The organism is Streptomyces sp. 2-1, assembly GCF_048564895.1.
Classification (GTDB): domain Bacteria; phylum Actinomycetota; class Actinomycetes; order Streptomycetales; family Streptomycetaceae; genus Streptomyces; species Streptomyces phaeochromogenes.
This window is the reverse complement of sequence record NZ_CP183383.1, coordinates 13,132-32,456: the sequence shown is the minus strand read 5'-3', so window position 1 is coordinate 32,456 and position 19,325 is coordinate 13,132. Positions and strand designations below refer to the sequence as shown.

The following is a 19,325-nucleotide window of genomic DNA, read 5'->3' as shown; positions in this document are numbered from 1 at the left end:
CGGGGGAGTGACGCGGATCATGGGTCTGAGAGGGCATGGATGCCGTGCGGCGACCGGTGTTCCCTGGCGGCATGAACGAAGAACACACGGTTCCTTTCCCTGCTCCGTCCCACTGGATCGACGGCCGTGCCGTCCGCGGTTCGGGGCCGCTGATCGATGTGGTGAATCCCGCCGACGAATCGGTCGTCGCCACGTTCCACGAGGGCACGGCCGAGGACGTAGACCTGACGGTGGGTGCCGCGCTCGCCGCGTTTGACGGGTGGGCGTCGGCGTCCGTGGAGCTGCGGGCGGCCGTCATGCGGCGCCTGGCCGAGGGCCTGGAGAAGCACCGTGAGGAACTGGCGGCCACCATCACCCAGGAGATGGGCGCGCCGATCAGCTTCTCCCGGCAGGCGCAGGTGGGTTTCCCGGTCGCCTCGATCCTGGCCGCGATCGCGGCGGCCGAGCAGTTCGAGTGGACGTCGGTGGTGGAGAACTCGCTCGTGGTCCGCGAGCCCATTGGTGTCGTAGGCGCGATCACTCCGTGGAATTTCCCGCTCCAGCAACTCGTGACCAAGGTCGTCCCCGCGATGCTCGCGGGCAACACCGTCGTCCTCAAGCCCTCGGAGCTCTCCCCGCTCAGCGCGCGGATGTTCGCCGAAATAGCCACCGAAGCCGGCCTGCCCGACGGTGTGTTCAACGTGGTGCAGGGCACCGGCCCGGTCGTCGGCGAGGCACTCGCACGGCACCCGAAGGTCGACATGATCTCCTTCACCGGATCCACTCGGGCCGGCCGGGCCGTGTCCGTGGCGGCCTCCGGCACCATCAAGCGGGTCGCCCTCGAACTGGGCGGCAAAGCCGCCCACATCATCCTTCCCGAGGCCGACCTCGACGCTGCCGTCACCCGCGGCCTGGCCTTCGCCTGGGCCAACGCCGGCCAGGCCTGCGGCGCCTACGTGCGGATGCTCGTGCCCGCGGGGCTCCAGGAGACGGTGGTGGAGAAGTTGCGGGCGGCGGCCGAGGAGTACGTCGTCGGTGATCCCACCGACGAGGGCACGCGGATCGGCCCGCTCGCCTCGGAGACCCAGCGCCGCCGCGTCGACGACTACATCCGCCGCGGCGTCGCCGACGGCGCCACGCTCGTGGTCGGCGGCCCCGGCCGGCCGGAGGGCCTGGAGAGCGGTGCCTACGTCAGACCCACGATCTTCGCGGACGTCGACCCGGAGTCGGTCATCGCCCAGGAGGAGATCTTCGGCCCCGTCCTCGTGGTCATCCCCTACGCCGACGACGACCACGCCGTCGAGATGGCCAACGGCACCATCTACGGGCTCAACGGCGCGGTGTCCGGTGAGGAGGAGCACGCCATGGCGATCGCCCGGCGCCTGCGCGTCGGCCAGGTCGACGTCAACGGCGGGCAGCACAACTTCCAGGCGCCCTTCGGCGGGTACAAACAGTCCGGCAACGGCCGGGAGATGGGCCGTGCCGGGCTCGAAGAATTCCTGGAGACCAAGGCGATCACCCGGTGAGACGGCCCGGCGGCTTCGCACGGAGCGGACAGCACGGCCCGCGGCAGCAGAACACACCGTGTCACGGGAATGCATCGTCCTGATCGCATCGTTCACCTAGCCGAAAGGTGAGGACGACGCACGTACCGGCAGGGAGGACAGCGATGGCGGACCGAGCAGCTCTGGCAGCCTTTCTCCGGGCCCGCCGCGAGGCGCTCCAGCCGGAGGACGTCGGCCTTCCCCGTGGGCGCCGCAGGCGCACCGGAGGACTGCGCCGCGAGGAGGTCGCGGCACTGTGCGACATGTCGGTGGACTACTACAGCCGCCTCGAGCAGCCACGAGGCCCCCACCCCTCCGAGCAGATGCTCGCCGCGCTGGCCCGCGGCCTGCGCCTGTCCCTGGAGGAGCGGGACCACCTCTTCCGGCTCGGAGGGCATGGCGTGCCGCGCCGGGTGCGGAGGGAGGATCACGTCGATCCGGGAATGATGCGCATCCTGGACCGGCTCGAGGACACTCCCGCCCTGGTGATGAACCACCTCGGGGAAACGCTGAAGCAGACACGTCCGGCCGTGGCACTGCTGGGCGACGTGACGGCATACACCGGACTGGCCCGCAGCGCCCACTACCGCTGGTTCACCGACCCCGCCTCCCGCCTGATCCGCCCGGAGGGCGAGCACGCGGAGCAGAGCCGTCTGATGGTGGCGGATCTCCACGGTGCCTGCACCCGCGACGGCGCGCACTCGCGGGCCGCCGAACTCGTGGACGCGCTCATCGAGGAGAGCTCCGAGTTCGCCGACATCTGGCGGAAGCGTCCCGTACTGGGGCCCGCCTGCGCTCCCAAGCGTTTTCTCCACCCCCAGCTCGGGACGCTGGACCTGCACTGCCAGACACTCGTCGACCCCGACCAGTCCCAGCGGCTCGTCGTCTACACCGCCACACCGGGAACCGAGAGCCACACCAATGTGCGACTGCTGTCCCTGCTCCCCGCTCACCTGTCACAGAACCGGGCGGTGCCCGGTCGTTAGCGTATGAGTCAGTCCTTGGATGCGAAGACCGGCGTCGACGGCCCGGTCACGGTCATCAAGAGCTACAGCGTGCCGGTGGAGGAAGCTGAGCGTTTCATCGAGGTCTACCAGGAGAACGCCGGGATCATGGCGCACCAGCCCGGTTTTCTCCGCTCCCGTCTGCACCGGCCGCTCGCCGACGCGCCCGAGGTGCGGTTCGTCCACATCGCCGACTGGAGTTCGGGCCTCGCCCTCGACCGCGCCACCGCCGATCCCGAGTGGCTCTCCTCGCTGCAGCGGATGTTCGACGATCCCGGTCTCCACATCACCTCGGAACCCGCCGGCTACCGCGTGGTCGTCCAGTTCGAACCGTCCTGATCCGGTGCCCGTCGTCTCAGGCCCAGGCGACGGCGTCCTCGTGCGCGAGGCGCGGCATGCGGTCGAACTCCGGGGGACCGGCCGGGTGGCCGATGTTCACGACGAGGACGGAGTGCCAGTCGCTGTCCGGGAAGAACTCCTTGTCGATCCCTGCGGCGTCGAAGCCGGCCATCGGTCCGGCAGCGAGGCCGCAGGCACGGACGGAGAGGATGAAGTAGCCCGCCTGGAGAGGGCCGTTGAAGGACGTGATGCTGTCCCGCTGAGCGGGGTCGTCGGCGAAGTACTCCTTCATCTGGGGCCGGATCGGCAGGATGTGCGGGATGTGCTCGTGGAAGCGGTTGTCCACGGCCAGGATCGCGACGGCGGGCGCGGAGGCCGACTTGGGCCGGTTCCCCTCGTCGAGGTGCGGCAGCAGGCGTCCTTTGCCCTGAGGCGTCCGGACGTACAGGACACGCAGCGGCTGCAGGTTCGCGGCGGTCGGGGCCCAGCGGGCCAGTTCCCAGATGTCGGTCAGCGTCGCGTCGGCGACAGCCGTGTCGGCGAAGGAGTACGTGGTGCGCGCGTCGGCGAAGAGCGCGGCTTTGGCTTCGTCGCTGACACGGGAAAGGGGGACCGAGGTGGTCACGTCGAACTCTCCTTGCTCGCAAATATGAAGTTACTTCGTCATTCGATGGCACTTCGGAAAACAGAGTGACATCGAGGAGAGTAGCACCCTGGCTATCCTGTGTGCATGAAGGAAGCAGCGGACCCCCGATCGCCCGGAGCGGGCGACGCCCCTACCGGGCAGCACCATCCGGCGGCGTGCGACGGGGCTCTGACACGGGCCTTCGGCTTTCTCGGCAAGCGATGGAACGGCGTCATCCTGGCCACCTTGCAGCACGGGCCCCTGGGCTACGCCGAGTTGCGGCGTGCGGTGGACGGCATCAGCGACTCCGTCCTCTCGGAGCGCCTCTCCGAACTGTCCGGCGCGGGACTCACCGTGCGCGAGGTGGAGCCCGGACCGCCGGTCATGGTCCGGTACCGCCTCACCCCGGACGGAACGGCCCTCATGCCCATCCTCAGCGAACTGGCCGGGTGGGCGTCGCGTCACCTGCCGGAGACGCCGACCACCCCGCGGCACGCCAAGAGCTGAGCCGGACGCCTTCTCCCGGGGTCACCGTCTCCGCTCCGGTGACCCGGCGTCGGCCGAGACGTCCCGCACCAACTCGGCGATATGGGTGGGGGTGGGCGGGACGGGCTCGCGCCGTACCCCGGTCGCCGGGGACCACACCAGAGTGGCCGTCAGGTCGGGGTCGACATCAGGGTGGTCGGACCGGTGGTGACTGCCCCATGTCTCCCTGCGCTCCCGTGCGCACTCCAGCGTCGCACGCGCGGCGAGCAGGGTGGACCTGAGGTCGTAGGCGTACGCGAGGTCCTGGAAGCCGCCGATGTCGATGTGGATCCCGGCGTGAGCCGTGCGAGCCTCGATCTCGGCGAGCCCGGCGAGTCCGGCGCCGAGCCCGGCCTCGTCGCGCACGACGCCGGCGTGTTCCGTCATCAGGTGGCGCACCGAGCGCAGCAGGGCGCGGATGTTCTGGTCGCCGTTGGCAGCCAGCAGGCGGGACACGTCACTCTCCGCGGCGCGCACCGCCGCGGGGGAGCGTTGCTGCACGGTGAGCCGGGCCGAGTACTCCGCCGCGGCCCGGCCCGCGATCCGGCCGTAGACGAGGAGTTCGATCAACGAGTTCTCCTCCAGCCGGTTCGCGCCGTGCAGTCCGCCGGCCGCCTCCCCGATCACGTAGAGCCCGTTGACATCGGTGCTGTGGTCCTCGGGTCTCACCCAGACCCCGCCCAGGGAATACTGGGCAGTCGGCGTGACCTCGACCGGATCACGGGTGATGTCGAGTGTCTGCACGTCCAGCAAGGTCTGGTGCACTTGGGGGAGCCGTGTCAGGACGGTCTCGCGCGGGAGATGGGACAGATCGAGCCACACCCCGCCGGCCTGGGTGCCGCGACCCTCCTTGATCTCGGTGTAGGCGGCCGCGGCGACCCTGTCCTGGCTGCAGCGCTCCATGCGCTCGGTGTCGTAGCGCGCCATGAACCGTTCACCGAGGTTGTTGAGCAGCACTCCGCCCTCACCGCGTGCCGCCTCGTCGACGAGCAGGCCGGCCACGTGCTCCGGCCCGACCAGACCGAGGGGATGGAACTGCACCAGCTCGGGGTCGCGCAACCGGGCGCCCGCCTCGACGGCGAGGCGGAAGGCGTCGCCGCCGCTTTCGCCACGGCGCGACGACGTGCGCCGCCAGATGCGGGTGTGCCCTCCGGCCGCGAGGACCACGGAGTCTGCGTGCACGAGGTAGCGCGAGCCGTCGACGAGGTCGAACCCGTAGGCACCGAAGACCGTTCCGTCGTCGACCAGCAGCTGGGTGACGTACACGCCGGTGAGGACGGGGATGCCGAGCTCCGCCGCGCGGGTCTGCAGTGCCCGGTGCACCCCCGGCCCGGCATGTGTGCCCGTGAACGCGGCGCTGTCGTACAGGTGGCCGGACCGGCGCGGGCCGTAGCGTCCCACGTCCTGGAAGCCCTGCTCCGCGTAGCGGGCGACGACCTGGGCGGTGCGGGGATCGGCCAGCAGACGGCCCTCCCGCAGCGTTTCAGCAGCATGCCGCTGACACACGCCGTCGGGACTGGAGCCGGCCGACGGCCACGCGGAGCCCGAGGTTCCCATGGCCGCGGGCGTACTCTCGGCCGTGCGCTTGGCCACGGCGATGACCGCGACACCGGCCTCCGCGACCTCGATGGCCGCGCGCAGGCCTGATCCACCGGCTCCCACAACGAGCACGGATGTGGCGAGCTGGTGTCCGAGCGATGACACGGGGGGACCTCCTGCGGCGGGCGACGGGCGAGATCATCGGCACTGGTCGACCGGACAGCGGGCTCTTTTGTGACAACTCCCGAGGATTTCCGGACGTGGAGACTGTCACAGGCAACGGACACACAGGGTGTGAGGCGCTCCGGATATCGTTACAAGGCTTGTTCCGACCATGTTGTGGGATCTTTTCGTCCCCAGATGTCCCGAGGAGCCGCGTCGCATGATCGCCAGCCCGCTTCCCGACCTGGTCGGCCGGCAACGCGAGTGCGCGGCGCTCGAGGACCTGCTGGCCGGGCTGAGCGAAGGCGGGCCTCGCATCCTGGTGGTCCGCGGCGAGGCCGGCACGGGGAAGTCGGTGCTGCTGGAGTACGCGGCCGCGCAGGCGTCGCGGGTGAAGGTGACCTGGGCGCACGGCATCGAGGCGGACATGGAGCTGCCCTACGCCAGCCTGCACCAGGTGTGCACACCGTTCCTCGGCGAGCTGGACGAACTTCCGGAACCTCAACGCGACGCCCTGCGCGTGGCGTTCGGCATGGCCGCCGGAGATCCCCCCGACCGTTTTCTCGTCGGACTCGCCGTGCTGACCCTGCTCACCCGGGCCTCCGAGGCCCGGCCGGTACTCGTCCTGGTCGACGACGCCCAGTGGCTGGACCAAGTGTCCCTGCAGACGCTGGAGTTCGTGGCGCGCCGACTGCTCGCCGAGGCCGTCGCCATTGCGTTCTCGGTGCGCGACCCCGAGGGCGGGGCCGCCCTCAACGGGCTGCCGACCCTTCGGCTGGAAGGTCTGGACACCGCCGCGGCCGGACAGCTCCTGGAATCCGTCGTCGGCGGCCGGCTGGAGAAGCGGGTCCGGGACCGGTTCGTGACGGAGATGGACGGCAACCCCCTCGCGCTGCTTGAGTTCTCCCGCGGCCGCAGCGCCGCCGAGCTGGCCTACGGACTCGACTCGTCGGCCCGGCCGGGCGCCTACGGGCCGGTCGCGAACCGCGTCGAACGCGACTTCGCCGGCCGGATCGGTTCCCTCCCGGCGGCGACGCGCACCCTGCTGCTGATCGCCGCGGCCGAACCGGTCGGTGACGCGCGCCTGCTGGTGCGCGCGGCCGCCCGGCTCGAGATCGTTCCCTACGCGGCACCGGCCAAGGCGGCCGGACTGATCGAGTTCGGGGAGTCCGTCAGGTTCCGGCATCCGCTGGTCCGTTCCGCCGTCTACCAGGGAGCCACACCCGAGGAACGCCGGGCGGTGCACCGGGCGCTGGCCGATGTCACGGACCCGGTGCTTGACCCCGACCGGCGCGCCTGGCATGCCGCCCAGGCCACCGACGGGCCGGACGAGGACGTCGCCGCCGGCCTTGAGCAGGCCGCCGACCGCGCACGGCAGCGCGGCGGCATCGCTGCCGAGGCGGTGCTGCTGGAGCGCGCGGCCGAGGTGACACCGGACGCGTGGGCGCGCGGCCGCCGGGCCCTCGCGGCTGCCGAGGCTCACTTCTCGGCCGCGGCGCCCGACCGGGCCACCGAACTCGCGACGGTGGCCGAACTGTGTCCCCTGAGCACTTTGGACCGTGCCCGGCTGGCGCGGCTGCGGGCCCGGATTCTCTTCGCCCGCAGCCGCAGCGACGAGGCGGCACCTCTGCTGCTGGCGGCCGCCGCGCAGTTCACTGCCGCCGGGTCGCCGCTGGCGCGCGAGACCTACCTGGAAGCGATCAGTGCGACCATCTTCGCCGGCCGCGTCCACGGCCCGACCGGCGCCCGCGCGGCGGCGATCGCTGCCCGCAACTCGGGGGCGCCCCCCTCCGGTTCGGTGGCCGCCGACCGTCTCCTCGACGGCGTCGCCGCGCTTCTCGCGGACGAGTACGAGACCGGAGTCCCGGCCTTGCAGGGCGCGCTGGACCTGCTCGTGCACGAGGAACTCGGGACCCGGGAAGCGGTCATGCGCTGGCTGCTGCTGGTCCCGGTCGCCCTGGAAGCGTTCATTCACTACGCCTGGGACCTGCACGCATGGGACGCGCTGTCGGGCCGGGCGGTTCGCCTGGCCCGCGACGTCGGAGCGCTCGGCGCGCTGCCCCCGGCCCTCATCTACGCCGGCGGAGTGCACATCCACTACGGAGACTTCCCCGAGGCCGACCGGATGATCGACGAGGCCGACGCGCTCACCGCTGCGACGGGCCACGCCCCGCACAAGTACGCGACCCTGGTCCTGGCCGCGTGGCGCGGCGAGGCGGAGGTCGCCACCGGCATCATCGACGAAGCCAGACAGCGGGCCGAACAGACCGGCGAGGTCTCCCTGTTGGGCGCCATGGGCTACATCCAGGGGGTGCTCTTCAACGGCCTGGGGCGCTACGAGGAGGCGCTGGAGGCCGCGCGTGCGGGCATCGAGCACGACGGATTCAACTTCACCGGTCTGTCGCTGGTGGAACACGTCGAGGCCGCTACCCGGTGCGGTGAACTCGACCAGGCCCGCGCCTCGCTGGCCCGGCTGATCGAGCTCACCCGGTCCGCCGACTCCGGATGGGCCCGCGGCGCCGCCGCCCGCGGCCAGGCACTCCTCGCCGACGGCGACGCGGCCGACCGGCTGTACCGGACCGCGATCGAGGAGTTCGAGCGCGGGGGTGTGGCCGTGGAAGTGGCGCGCACCCACCTGCTATACGGCGAGTGGCTGCGCCGCAGCCAGCGCCGCTCGTCGGCCCGGGAACAACTGCGTACGGCTCACGAGATGTTCGACGGCATGCGTGCGCACGCCTTCGCCGAGCGGGCCCGCCGCGAACTGCTCGCCACCGGCGAGCACGTCCGCGTGCGGGAGGACAGGCCGACCAGCGCCCTGACTCCCCAGGAGTCCCAGGTCGCCGCGCTCGCCGCCGACGGCATGACGAACGCGAAGATCGGCGCGGAGCTGTTCATTAGCCCGCACACCGTGGAGTGGCACCTGCGCAAGGTGTACATGAAGCTCGGCATCAACTCACGTCGCGCGCTGCCCGGTGCCCTGGGGGACGCCCCGGCCGATGACCTCCACGACGAGGACACGATGCGGAGCGCCTGACGCCGGCCGCGGGGCCCCACGGACTCGACCACGGGTTCTTACGGGGTGCCCACGGGTTTCCACGCGCGGCCCACGGGGTCCCACGGACTCCACCATGGGAAGTAAGGGCGCGGGGGCCGGTGTCCCGCGGCGAGGGTGGAACCACGCCCTGACGGGCGCCCTTCCACGATGAGGAGTTCCCCATGCCCGCGACCGGCACGCAGACGACGACCGAACCCGCGATCGCCCGGCCGGCCCGGGACGACGACATGGACGCCGCCCTCGACACCTTCCTGGCCGAGCGGACACGGCTCTTCCGTATCGCCTACCGCATTCTCGGCGACGTCACCGGAGCCGAGGACGTGGTCCAGGAGGTGTGGCTGCGCTGGCAGCTCACCCAGCGCGCGGAGATCGACAATCCGGCCGCGTTCCTGGTGACGGCCACGACCCGGCTGGCCATCAACGTCGTCCGCTCCGCTCGGCATCGCCACGAGGTCCCGGTCGAGCCGCAGTTGGCCGACCTCGGTGACCGGGCCGCCCCGGACCCCGTGCTGAGCGTCGAGCGGACCGTTGCGGTCGAGGGGGCCCTGGCCCTGCTCATGGCGCGGCTGACGCCGGACCGGCTGGCCGCCTACGTACTGCGCAAGGGTTTCGGCTACGCCTACGCCGAACTGGCAGGGCTGCTGCGGATCAGCGCCCCGAACGCACGCGTGGTGGTCCACCGGGCGCAGGCCCGTCTGGAGTCCGGCCGGGAGCGCCCGGTCCCCGTGGAGTCGCACCGTCGCCTCGCCGCCGCGTTCCGGACAGCCGCCCACACCGGCGACCTGGACGGCCTGGTGAAGGTGCTCGCCCCCGAAGGCCAGGTGCGCCGAATGCCGCCGGCGCCCGGCCCCGCCGCCCGGCCCGTCCGGCACGCCGCGTGACAAGCCGTTGACCATGTCACACTGTTCAATGTTTGACGGTCGCGCGATAGCACACCATATTGTGTGTGCGTACCAGTGAAGAACGTAGTGAAGAAAGTAAGGAACGTGCGATGTCCGCAGCCTCTTCCGACCAGACCTTCGCGGGCCACGTGGCCGTCGTGACCGGAGCCGGTTCCGGCCTCGGCGAAGGCCACGGCCGTCGCCTTCGCCGAGGCCGGCGCGCAGGTGCTCGGGGTGGGGCGGCGTGAGGGACCGCTGAAGGAGAGCGCCGCGCTGCACCGCGGCATCGACATCCTGGCGATCGACGTCTGCGGTGAGGGAGCACCCGCCGAGGTGATCAGAACCGCCATACAGCGGTGGGGACGCATCGACCACCTGATCAACAATGCAGGTGCCACAGCGGTGATGAGACTGGCCGACACCGACGAGCGGACGATCACGAACCTGCTCGCCTGAACGTCGTCGCGCCGAGCCTCCTCGCCCACGCGGCTCTGCCGCACCTGCGCGAGACCTCCGGCACGATCATCAACCTCTCCAGCACCTATGGGCACCGGCCCATGGCGGGAGGCGCGCACTACTCGGCCAGCAAGGCCGCCATCGAACAGATGACGCGCAGTTGGGCGTTGGAGCTGGCGGATGAGGGCGTTCGTGTCAACGCCGTCGCTCCCGGCCCCACGCGCACTGACGTCATGCTGCACGCCGGACTCACGCCCGAGGCCGCCGACGACATGTACGGCTATGAACGCGAGCGCATCCCCACCCACCACATCGCGAGCGCCGACGAGGTTGCTCACTGGGTCCTGCGGATGGCCGACCCCGCGGGACGGCACGCGACCGGCCAGGTGATCACCGTCGACGGCGGACTGGAACTCATCTGACGCTCCCGCCGGTCGGGGGACCGCGCCTCAGGCAGGGAAGTCGAACAGGCGATACGCCCACACCGGCGTGAAGCCGAACCGCCGGTACAGCGCCTCACCGGCGGGACTAGCCACGAGTGCTGCCGCGCCCATGCCCCGCTCCCGCCCCACCTGGAGCGCGGCAGCTGTCAACGCCGCACCGACACCCCGCCGGCGGTGCGCCTCGGACACATGGACGAGGAAGATCCCGGCCACGCCGTGGGCGGCGATCAGCACAGTGGTCCCGACCACCCTTTCCTCCAGCACCGCGGCCAGGCGGACGATGTCCGCGTTGTCCTCGCGCCGCGACTCGATGCGCACCATCCCGGCCTGCAGTTCGGGCCCGACACCCATCGAGGTCCGGTACGTGCCGACCAGTTCAGCCAGCCGTTCCGCATCCCGGACCCGTTCCACCCGCAGCCCCGCGTGCGCTTCCTGCGGTCCGGTCGGCGGCGCGAGTGAGCGCACCATGACCGGAAGGCTTGCGACCTGCCGTCCGCCGTGGCGTCGCAGGAGACCGGCCGTGTTCTCCGGACTGTCGGGCCCGACCCACCACCACCAGGGCACTCCCGTCAGCTCCCGGCGAACCGCCCCGACCGCTGACGGCGACAGTAGCCGCACCACGCCGTTGAACTGAGGAGCGGCCAGTCCGCTGCGAAACCGGTCGACGCCGTCTGCCGGCCACCTCTCCGTACCCCAACCCAGCAGGTACTGACGGAAGTTGGCGAACACCGAAGTCATCAGCGCGGGTTGCGCCATTGACAACATCTCCCTCACCTTGCGGTTCTCCACACTGTGTCCGTTATCGTTGCATCCGGCGCTCTCCGGCCTGTCATCGACCGCCAGGACCGCTTCTGCCTGGGTGCCGTGCCGTGAGTGTCTCCACCCGATCACGTCACAAGGAACTGGATGCGCATCAGGAACGCGAGCACCGTGCTCGCAGGCGCCGTCGTGATGGCCGCCGTGGCCGTGACGCCCGCGGGCGCCGCCCCACAACCACCCTTCCCGCCCCGTCGGCCGCGGGCGTACTGGCCGTCCAGAAGCAGGCGATGGCCGACGGAGCGTCCGGCGCGCTCACCCGTATCGACTCCGGTACGTCCCGCTACCGGATCTCCCCGGGCAAGGCGGATACCGCCTCCGGCACTGCGATGGACGCCGACCGCAGGTTCCGCGTCGGCAGCGTCACCGAGAGCTTTACCACCGTCGTGCTGATGTAACTCGTCGCCGAGGGGCGCATCGACCTCGACGCGCCCGCGAACGACTACCTCGCCGAGCCGCTGCCGGACGACCGGATCACGGTGCGGCATCTGCTGAGCCACCGCAGCGGCCTGTGGGACGATACGAATGACATGTTCTATCACACTGTTCCTGGCTTCGAGACGGTCCGGAACAAGGTGTTCACGTACCAGGAACTCATTGACCTCTCGACCGCACACCAGCTCACCAACGCGCCGGGGGCCGCCTACAGCTACTCCAACACCAACTTCGTGGTCCTGGGCGAGCTGATCGAGCACGTCACGGGTGTGCCGATGGCCACGCACTACGATCAGCGGATCTTCCAGCCGCCCGGCCTGAAGAACACCTCGTACGTGCATCCGCGAACGACCCTCACCGGCGCCTAGGCGCGGGGCTACGTCCGTGACGACGACGCCACGCTGCCGCTGGTGGACGCCACCGAGCAGACCGCCTGCTGGGCCCAGTCCGCCGGAGCCGTGATCTTGAGTGCGGCGGACCTGAACCGGTTCTTCGGCGCCGTGGCGACCGGCAAGCTGGTTCCGAGGCCGCAACTGCAGGCCATGATGAGCATGGTCCCGGTGAACGCGGACGGCACCCAGTCCTACGGGCTGGGACTGCGCGGCAGGAAGCTGTCCTGCGGCGTGACGGTCTACGGCCCCACCGGCACCGTCCAGGGCCACTACACCTACGCCTTCACCACGAACGACGGCAGACGCAGCATGACGTCCATGGCGAACACGTCCAACAACGACACCGTAAACACCGTGCTCGGGGGCACGCTGGAAGCCGCGTTCTGCCGCGTCGACCCGGTCGCCAAGAGCAAGACCACCCGCTCTGCCGGCCAGCCGGTCACCGGGGACATCGCTCCCCAGGTCCCGCGCCCCTGAGCCACGACCCCAGGTGTCACACATCGGGCACCAGCCCGGTCAAACCCCTCAGCCGACCCGGGCGTTCCCGCACCGGCACGGTCCGCCCGCGAGGCCGGTCGCAAGAGGAGGTTGTGGCATGAAGGTCGTGGTGTTCGACGACGGCGGACTCATGGGCGTCGAGACAGCTCTGTGGGTCAGAGACCACGGGCACGAGGTGGGCATGGTCTCGGCGCCCATGGGGCTCGACTCCCTCACGCCGGAGGAGGTCGCCGACGCCCTGCACGACTGTGCGGTGGTGATCGATCTCGCTCATCAACCGTGCCCGGCCACCGGCACGTTCCCGACGAGGAACGGTCAGGCCGGGGACGAGGCGGCTCACCTCGGTTCGTGGCTCAGCTCCACCGGCCGACTCCTCCGTGCCGCGATCGCCGGCGGGGTGCGACACCATGTGTGCCTTTCCGCGGTCGGCGTGGACCGGGTGCAAGGTGAAGGCGCCTTCCGGGCGCTGCAGGCGCGGGAAGCCATGATCGAGTGCTCCGGCACCTCCTACTCCATCCTCCGCAGCACACAGTTGTTCGAGGCCGCCGAGGGAATCGCGGACACGGCCACCGAGGACGGAGTCGTCCAGGTGCCAGCGCTGAGGGTGCAGCCGGTGTCTTTGACGGACGTGGCGATGTACCTCGCGCACATCGCGGTGTCCCGGCCCCTGGGCGGAGTGCGTGAGATCGCCGGTCCCGAACAGTTCGGGCTGGACCGGTTCATACGTATCGCCCTTGCGACGGACGCGGACTGCCGGCCCGTCCGCACACACGCCCGCAGCCCCTTCTTCGGCGCCCGTCCGCGCCCCGTGGACCTTCTTCCGGGCGCCGGCGCCTTCGTCGCGCAGACCAGCTACCGGGAATGGCTCGCCGGCCGCCCCGCGCCCGAGGTCAGTTCCTGACCCGGCACGGCGACCGCCTGCCTGCGACACCACAGAACCGCCCCTACGCCAGAAGAGAGCCACAGATGACGACACTGGACATTGAGCTGCTCGGTGCGATGCGCGAACTCGCCGCCGCACAGCTGCCCTCGGACACGTCCATTCACAGCGGACGGCCCCTGCGCCGATTCGCCCTGGAACTGCATGTGCCGGACGAGCGGCACCAGGAGCTGGAGGCCGAACTCCAGGCGGCCGCCACGGCCGAGGGACCGCACCTTCGCGGGAGCGAGGGGCGATGGCGCGTCCTGGACGGCTGGAGCAAAGTCTCGACGGGCCGCCGCCGCGAGATCTGCATCTACCGGATGGAGGTCCAGGAGGTCCAGGAGGTCCAGGAGGTTCAGGAGGCCGAGGTGCCCGACCTGGTCGACCAGCCGTTCCTCGCCCGGACCGCGGAAAGGGTCATGGCGAACTCCCGGGCGCTGGCGGAACTTCTGGAGGAGTTGCACGCGCGCGGGGTGCTGGATGAGGGGCGCTCGCTAGCCATCGCGGCGGCGGCCACACCGCGTCCCCTGACGCGCGAGGAAGCGCGCGAACTGTCCCGAACCGATCGACTGAGCCATTGAGCGCCCCCTGGCGCTGAGTCCGCCCACCACCGCTGCCGCAGCCGAAAGTGATGACCATGTCCGGAGGGGTCGAGGAACCCGTGCCTCAGACGATCTTGTCTCCACTGACCAGTGCGGCGATCTTCCTGGTCGTCACGATTGACGAAGGCGGCGAGAGGACCGTTCGCGAACTCCTCCCGGACATCGGCTCACTGGAACGTGCCGTGGGGTTCCGCGCCCACCCCGACGGCCTGCTCAGCTGTGTGACCGGCGTCGGGTCCCACGCCTGGGACCGCCTGTTCGCCGGAGAACGCCCGGCCCGTCTGCGCTCCTTCAAGGAACTGCACGGCTCGCGGCACCGAGCCGTCGCCACCCCTGGCGACCTACTGTTCCACATACGCGCCGCGCGACAGGACCTGTGCTTCGCCCTCGCCACCGAGATCATGAGCCGACTGCGCGGAGCGGTCACGGTGCAGGACGAAGTACACGGCTTCCAGTACTTCGAGGAACGAGACCTCCTCGGGTTCGTCGACGGCACGGAGAACCCCACGGGTGCCCAGGCACAGGCCGCCGTGCTCGTAGGGGAGGAGGATCCCGGCTTCGCAGGCGGCAGTTACGTGGTGGTGCAGAAGTACCTCCACGACCTCGACGCCTGGGAAGCCCTGCCGGTCGAAGCCCAGGAGCGGGTGATCGGCCGACGGAAACTCTCCGACGTGGAACTGGCGGAGGACGTCAAACCGCCGGACTCCCACGTCGCCCTCACCACCGTGACGGACGCGGACGGCACCGAGAGGGAGATCCTCCGCGACAACATGCCGTTCGGCACGGTGGGCACCGAGGAGTTCGGTACGTACTTCATCGGGTACGCCCGCAGCCCCGAAGTCACCGAGACGATGCTGGAGCGCATGTTCCTGGGCACGGAAACGGTGTCGCACGACCGGATCCTGGACTTCTCCACCGCAGTCACGGGCGCCCTGTTCTTCACGCCGTCCGCGGACTTCCTGGAGGACCTGCCCGAACTCCCGGACAGCCAGAACCGATCGGCCGACGCAACCGTGTCACACCGTCCGGGCCCCACCGGTCTTCAGGACGAGACACCGCGCTCCCAGACCAGTGGCACAAGGAGTTCATGTGACCAGCACCGCTGAGACACCCCCGTCGCCAGCCCAGGCGGCTCACCCCGCCCCTCTCGCCCACGTCGTCTCCATCGCGGCCGCGGCCGCGATGGGCGGCTTCCTCTTCGGCTACGACAGTTCCGTCATCAACGGCGCGGTCGAGGCCATCCGGGACCGGTACGACGTCGGTTCGGCGGTGCTGGCCCAGGTCATCGCCATCGCCCTGATCGGCTGTGCGATCGGCGCGGCGACCGCCGGCCGGATCGCCGACCGCATCGGCCGGATCCGCTGCATGCAGATCGCCGCGGTCCTCTTCACTGTCAGCGCCATCGGCTCCGCCCTGCCCTTCGCCCTGTGGGACCTGGCGATGTGGCGGGTCATCGGCGGGATCGCCATCGGCATGGCCTCCGTGATCGGCCCGGCCTACATCGCCGAAGTCTCCCCGCCCGCCTACCGCGGCCGGCTCGGCTCCTTCCAGCAGGCCGCCATCGTCATCGGTATCGCGATCTCCCAACTGGTCAACTGGGGCCTGCTGAACGCAGCGGGCGGCGACCAGCGGGGCAAGCTGCTGGGCATCGAGGCCTGGCAGGTCATGCTCGGCGTGATGGTGGTTCCGGCCGTGCTCTACGGACTGCTGTCCTTCGCGATACCGGAGTCCCCTCGCTTCCTGATCTCCATCGGCCATCACGAGAAGGCGCGCCGCATCCTCGAAGAGGTCGAGGGCGACGGGATCGACCTCGATGCCCGCGTCGCCGAGATTGAGACGGCCATGCGAGGGGAGGAGAGATCGACCTTCGCGGACCTGCGCGCCGGCGGCTTCTTCTTCAAGCCGATCGTCTGGGTCGGCATCGGACTGTCGATCTTCCAGCAGTTCGTCGGCATCAACGTCGCGTTCTACTACTCCTCGACGCTGTGGCAGTCCGTCGGCGTCGACCCGACCGACTCGTTCTTCTACTCGTTCACGACGTCGATCATCAACATCGTCGGCACGATGATCGCGATGATCTTCGTCGACCGGGTCGGGCGCAGGCCGCTGGCCATCGTCGGCTCGGTCGGCATGGCCGCCGCCCTGGCGCTGGAGGCGTGGGCGTTCTCCGCCCGCTCGGTCGACGGCGAACTTCCGGCCGGCCAGGGATGGGTCGCCCTGATAGCCGCCCACGCCTTCGTCCTCTTCTTCGCCCTTTCCTGGGGCGTCATCGTCTGGGTCATGCTCGGCGAGATGTTCCCCAACCGGATCCGCGCCGCCGCCCTCGGAGTCGCCGCCTCCGCGCAGTGGATCGCCAACTGGGCCATCACGGCGAGCTTCCCTTCGCTGGCCGACTGGAACCTCTCCGGCACGTACGTGATCTACACGCTCTTCGCCGCGCTATCCATTCCCTTCGTCCTGAAGTTCGTCAAGGAGACGAAGGGCAAGGCACTCGAGGAAATGGGCTGAATCCGACCTGCGTACCGCGGCCCGGAACGGGCCGCCGCGGACGGGGAGGCACAGCCCGGCCCCGTCCGCGGCGCGCGACCTACGCCTCCTCGTCGACCCAGCTCATGAGCTTGCGCAGTTCCTTGCCGGTGGTCTCCAGCAGCAGTTCGGAGTCCTGCTTCCGGTAGGCGTGGTATCTCTTCAGACCGCCGTGGTACTCGGCCATCCACTCACGGGCGAAGGTGCCGTCCTGGATCTCGGCGAGGACCTTCTTCATCTCGGCCCGGGTGGCATCGGTGATGATCCGCGGGCCGGTGACGTAGTCGCCCCACTCGGCCGTCTCCGAGATCGACCAGCGCATCTTCTCCAGGCCGCCCTCGTACATGAGGTCCACGATGAGCTTCAGCTCGTGCAGGCACTCGAAGTACGCGATCTCCGGCTGGTAGCCGGCGTCGGTCAGCGTCTCGAAACCGGCCTTCACCAGGGCGGAAACACCGCCGGCGAGAACGGCCTGCTCGCCGAAGAGATCCGTCTCGGTCTCCTCGGTGAAGGTCGTCCTGATGACACCGGCACGGGTGCCGCCGATGCCCTTCGCATAGGACAGCGCCAGCGCCAGCGCCTGACCGGTCGCATCCTGCTCGACGGCCACCAGACACGGAACGCCGCGGCCCTCTTCGTACTGACGGCGCACCAGATGGCCCGGGCCCTTGGGAGCGACCATGCAGACATCCACGCCGGCCGGCGGCTTGACGAAGCCGTACCGGATGTTGAACCCGTGGCCGAAGACCAACGCGTCGCCGTCCCTGAGATGCGGGGCGATGTGCTCCTCGTAGATCTCGCCCTGGAGGGGATCCGGTACGAGGATCATGATGACGTCGGCTTCGGCGGCGGCCTGGGCCACCGTCACCACCCGCAGACCCTGCTCCTCGGCCACGGCCCTGGACGCGGAGCCCTCGTGCAGGCCGACGCGCACGTCGGCGCCGGAATCCCGCAGGGACAGCGCATGGGCGTGGCCCTGGCTGCCGTAGCCGATGACCGCGACTCTGCGGTTCTGGATGAGGGACAGATCGGCGTCCGCATCGTAAAACAGCTCAGCCATGGAACACACCTTTCTTGACGACTCCTCGGGCACGTCAGCCGAAACCAAGCTGCGAATGAGCACGGCCTCCCGGAAGAGCGGGAACACAAAGGAACAGGCGAGGAAGGCCTGGAGGGGAAGTTGTCCCTCCGCCACCAGCGCCCGGATGCCACAGCGCGCAGGCCCGCCACCCGTGAACACTGACACTATTTCACGTTCGCTGTGCATCGAATCAGTGTGGAATGTTGCGGACAGTGTCATGGGTGGTGACATCAGGCCAGCACCTGCGCATGTCACAGATGCTCCGACTCGCCGGTCAGTGGATTGACCTCAGAGGGTGTGCCCGCACCGCCGTGGACGGCCGGCCCGTTCTCCGCTCCGTGAGGACGGCGGCGTTCAGCCGGCGGCCGCTGCATGAGCACCCCTTACGCCGACCAGCAGAAATGAGCTTTCCGCCATGCCCCAGGACCAGTCCACCACGCTCGCCGCCGCTGCGACGACCGGCATCGCGACCCTGGAAGACCTACGCAGGCACCTGCAGTGGGCGATCGAGATCGAGCACTCCACACTGCCGCCGTACCTGACGGCGCTCTACTCCCTCGACCCCGAACGCAACGCGGACGCCGCCCAGTTGATCAGCGGCGTGTTCGTCGAGGAGATGATCCATCTCGCCCTGGTCGCGAACCTGCTGAACGCGGTCGGCGGCGAACCGCGCCTGGACACACCGCAGATGCTGCCGCCGCATCCGCGGACCATGCCGCACGCCGACCCCTCCATCGAGCTGTCGCTCCTGCCGTTCGGCAAGGAAGCCCTCGGCATGTTCCTCCGCCTCGAACAGCCCGCGCACCCCGGAGACCCGGCGGAAGGCGACAACTACGAGACGATCGGGCAGTTCTACGACGCGGTCGAGAAGGGCCTGCGGGACCTGTGCGCCGAACTGGGCGAGGAGCGGGTCTTCACCGGCGACCCCGCCCGGCAGGTCTCCGGCGGCCCGTTCGCTCACACGGCGGGCCACCTCGCCCCCGTCACCGACCTGAACACCGCACTCGCGGCGCTGGAGGAGATCGTCGAACAGGGGGAGGGCGCGGCACGCGCCGACGTCTGGGACGGGGACAAGGACCTGTTCCACCCCGAGACCAAGGCCGTCTCCCACTACTACCGGTTCCAGGAGCTCGCGGTGGGGCGCCGCTATCAGCCGGGCGACACACCGGAATCCGGTCCCACAGGCGACCCGGTGACCGTGGACCTGGCCGGAGTCCGGCCCCTGCGCCCCAACCAGCGGTTGGCGGACCACCCCGAGGGCAGCGCGATCCGCACCGCACAGGAGACGTTCAACCAGACGTACTGCAAGATGCTGCAGATGCTGGAGCAGGCCTTCAACGGCAACCCGGCGATGCTGGGCATGTCCGTGGGCACGATGTACGCGGCCAAGGGCCAGGCGCAGAGCCTGATGGCGATGCAGGACGATGACGGCCTGGCGGCCGGCCCGACCTTTGAGTACATCGCCCCCGAAGACCGGGTCTAGCGCGCACTGTTGACGCTC

The 19,325-nt window shown here is 69.9% G+C and carries 17 protein-coding genes and 1 pseudogene; 14 read left to right on the top strand and 4 right to left on the bottom strand.

Translation table 11 applies throughout. From position 1 onward, the window contains the following. Nucleotides 1–71: 71 nt before the first annotated feature. From ACN20J_RS00140 to ACN20J_RS00130, 3 genes are all read left to right on the top strand, one after another. Nucleotides 72–1,505, top strand: coding sequence for an aldehyde dehydrogenase family protein (locus ACN20J_RS00140; RefSeq protein ID WP_419664733.1), 1,434 nt, complete (start codon nucleotides 72–74; stop codon nucleotides 1,503–1,505). A gap of 143 nt (nucleotides 1,506–1,648) precedes the next feature. Continuing rightward, nucleotides 1,649–2,509: a helix-turn-helix transcriptional regulator gene (locus ACN20J_RS00135; protein ID WP_419664732.1), complete on the top strand. Its 861-nt coding sequence runs from the start codon at nucleotides 1,649–1,651 to the stop codon at nucleotides 2,507–2,509. A gap of 3 nt (nucleotides 2,510–2,512) precedes the next feature. Continuing rightward, nucleotides 2,513–2,866, top strand: a complete 354-nt coding sequence (locus tag ACN20J_RS00130) for an antibiotic biosynthesis monooxygenase family protein (protein ID WP_419664731.1) — start codon at nucleotides 2,513–2,515, stop codon at nucleotides 2,864–2,866. A gap of 16 nt (nucleotides 2,867–2,882) precedes the next feature. Here ACN20J_RS00130 and ACN20J_RS00125 read toward each other — a convergent pair whose 3' ends face one another. Next, a complete protein-coding gene (locus ACN20J_RS00125; RefSeq protein ID WP_419664730.1) occupies nucleotides 2,883–3,491 on the bottom strand; it encodes a malonic semialdehyde reductase in 609 nt (202 codons plus the stop codon). Nucleotides 3,492–3,596: 105 nt separating this feature from the next. On the opposite strand from ACN20J_RS00125, the gene ACN20J_RS00120 reads away from it, so the two are divergent. Continuing rightward, nucleotides 3,597–3,998, top strand: a complete 402-nt coding sequence (locus ACN20J_RS00120; RefSeq protein WP_419664729.1) for a winged helix-turn-helix transcriptional regulator — start codon at nucleotides 3,597–3,599, stop codon at nucleotides 3,996–3,998. Nucleotides 3,999–4,019: 21 nt separating this feature from the next. Here ACN20J_RS00120 and ACN20J_RS00115 read toward each other — a convergent pair whose 3' ends face one another. Then, on the bottom strand, nucleotides 4,020–5,720 hold the full coding sequence (locus tag ACN20J_RS00115; protein WP_419664728.1) for an FAD-binding protein: 1,701 nt from the start codon (nucleotides 5,718–5,720) through the stop codon (nucleotides 4,020–4,022). Between the two features lie 217 nt (nucleotides 5,721–5,937). Between ACN20J_RS00115 and ACN20J_RS00110 the strand changes: the two genes are divergently transcribed. The 4 genes from ACN20J_RS00110 (at nucleotide 5,938) to ACN20J_RS00095 (ending at nucleotide 10,531) form a co-directional block, all read left to right on the top strand. Further along, entirely contained in the window at nucleotides 5,938–8,751 is a 2,814-nt protein-coding gene (locus ACN20J_RS00110) for a helix-turn-helix transcriptional regulator (protein WP_419664727.1), read from the top strand. A gap of 182 nt (nucleotides 8,752–8,933) precedes the next feature. Beyond that, the gene (locus ACN20J_RS00105; RefSeq protein ID WP_406485828.1) at nucleotides 8,934–9,653 is read left to right on the top strand and encodes a sigma factor; all 720 of its coding nucleotides are present in this window, start codon (nucleotides 8,934–8,936) and stop codon (nucleotides 9,651–9,653) included. Nucleotides 9,654–9,887: 234 nt separating this feature from the next. After that, nucleotides 9,888–10,109 carry an SDR family NAD(P)-dependent oxidoreductase gene (locus tag ACN20J_RS00100; protein WP_419664726.1) on the top strand — a complete coding sequence of 74 codons (222 nt, stop codon included), beginning with the start codon at nucleotides 9,888–9,890 and terminating at the stop codon, nucleotides 10,107–10,109. Next, complete coding sequence (locus ACN20J_RS00095; protein ID WP_419664725.1) at nucleotides 10,010–10,531, top strand: SDR family NAD(P)-dependent oxidoreductase; 522 nt, start codon at nucleotides 10,010–10,012, stop codon at nucleotides 10,529–10,531. Before ACN20J_RS00100 ends, ACN20J_RS00095 begins: the two co-directional genes overlap by 100 nt. 27 nt (nucleotides 10,532–10,558) lie before the next feature. On the opposite strand, the gene ACN20J_RS00090 is transcribed toward ACN20J_RS00095, so the two are convergent. After that, nucleotides 10,559–11,308 carry a GNAT family N-acetyltransferase gene (locus ACN20J_RS00090; RefSeq protein WP_419664724.1) on the bottom strand — a complete coding sequence of 250 codons (750 nt, stop codon included), beginning with the start codon at nucleotides 11,306–11,308 and terminating at the stop codon, nucleotides 10,559–10,561. A gap of 150 nt (nucleotides 11,309–11,458) precedes the next feature. On the opposite strand from ACN20J_RS00090, the pseudogene ACN20J_RS00085 reads away from it, so the two are divergent. The 5 genes and pseudogenes from ACN20J_RS00085 to ACN20J_RS00065 all read left to right on the top strand — a co-directional run bounded on the left by ACN20J_RS00085 (nucleotide 11,459) and on the right by ACN20J_RS00065 (nucleotide 16,725). Then, nucleotides 11,459–12,672: pseudogene (locus ACN20J_RS00085) on the top strand (serine hydrolase domain-containing protein). A gap of 118 nt (nucleotides 12,673–12,790) precedes the next feature. Then, nucleotides 12,791–13,594, top strand: coding sequence for an SDR family oxidoreductase (locus ACN20J_RS00080; RefSeq protein ID WP_419664723.1), 804 nt, complete (start codon nucleotides 12,791–12,793; stop codon nucleotides 13,592–13,594). Between the two features lie 65 nt (nucleotides 13,595–13,659). Beyond that, complete coding sequence (locus ACN20J_RS00075) at nucleotides 13,660–14,196, top strand: hypothetical protein (RefSeq protein WP_419664722.1); 537 nt, start codon at nucleotides 13,660–13,662, stop codon at nucleotides 14,194–14,196. Nucleotides 14,197–14,252: 56 nt separating this feature from the next. Beyond that, nucleotides 14,253–15,323 carry a Dyp-type peroxidase gene (locus ACN20J_RS00070; RefSeq protein ID WP_406485822.1) on the top strand — a complete coding sequence of 357 codons (1,071 nt, stop codon included), beginning with the start codon at nucleotides 14,253–14,255 and terminating at the stop codon, nucleotides 15,321–15,323. Further along, a complete protein-coding gene (locus ACN20J_RS00065) occupies nucleotides 15,307–16,725 on the top strand; it encodes a sugar porter family MFS transporter (RefSeq protein WP_406485820.1) in 1,419 nt (472 codons plus the stop codon). Before ACN20J_RS00070 ends, ACN20J_RS00065 begins: the two co-directional genes overlap by 17 nt. A gap of 79 nt (nucleotides 16,726–16,804) precedes the next feature. On the opposite strand, the gene ilvC is transcribed toward ACN20J_RS00065, so the two are convergent. Further along, nucleotides 16,805–17,803 (bottom strand): ketol-acid reductoisomerase, encoded by a 999-nt coding sequence (gene ilvC / locus ACN20J_RS00060; protein ID WP_419664721.1) that lies wholly within the window; start codon nucleotides 17,801–17,803, stop codon nucleotides 16,805–16,807. A 436-nt stretch (nucleotides 17,804–18,239) separates the two neighbouring features. Between ilvC and ACN20J_RS00055 the strand changes: the two genes are divergently transcribed. Further along, nucleotides 18,240–19,307 carry a ferritin-like domain-containing protein gene (locus tag ACN20J_RS00055; RefSeq protein ID WP_419664720.1) on the top strand — a complete coding sequence of 356 codons (1,068 nt, stop codon included), beginning with the start codon at nucleotides 18,240–18,242 and terminating at the stop codon, nucleotides 19,305–19,307. Nucleotides 19,308–19,325: the final 18 nt, after the last annotated feature.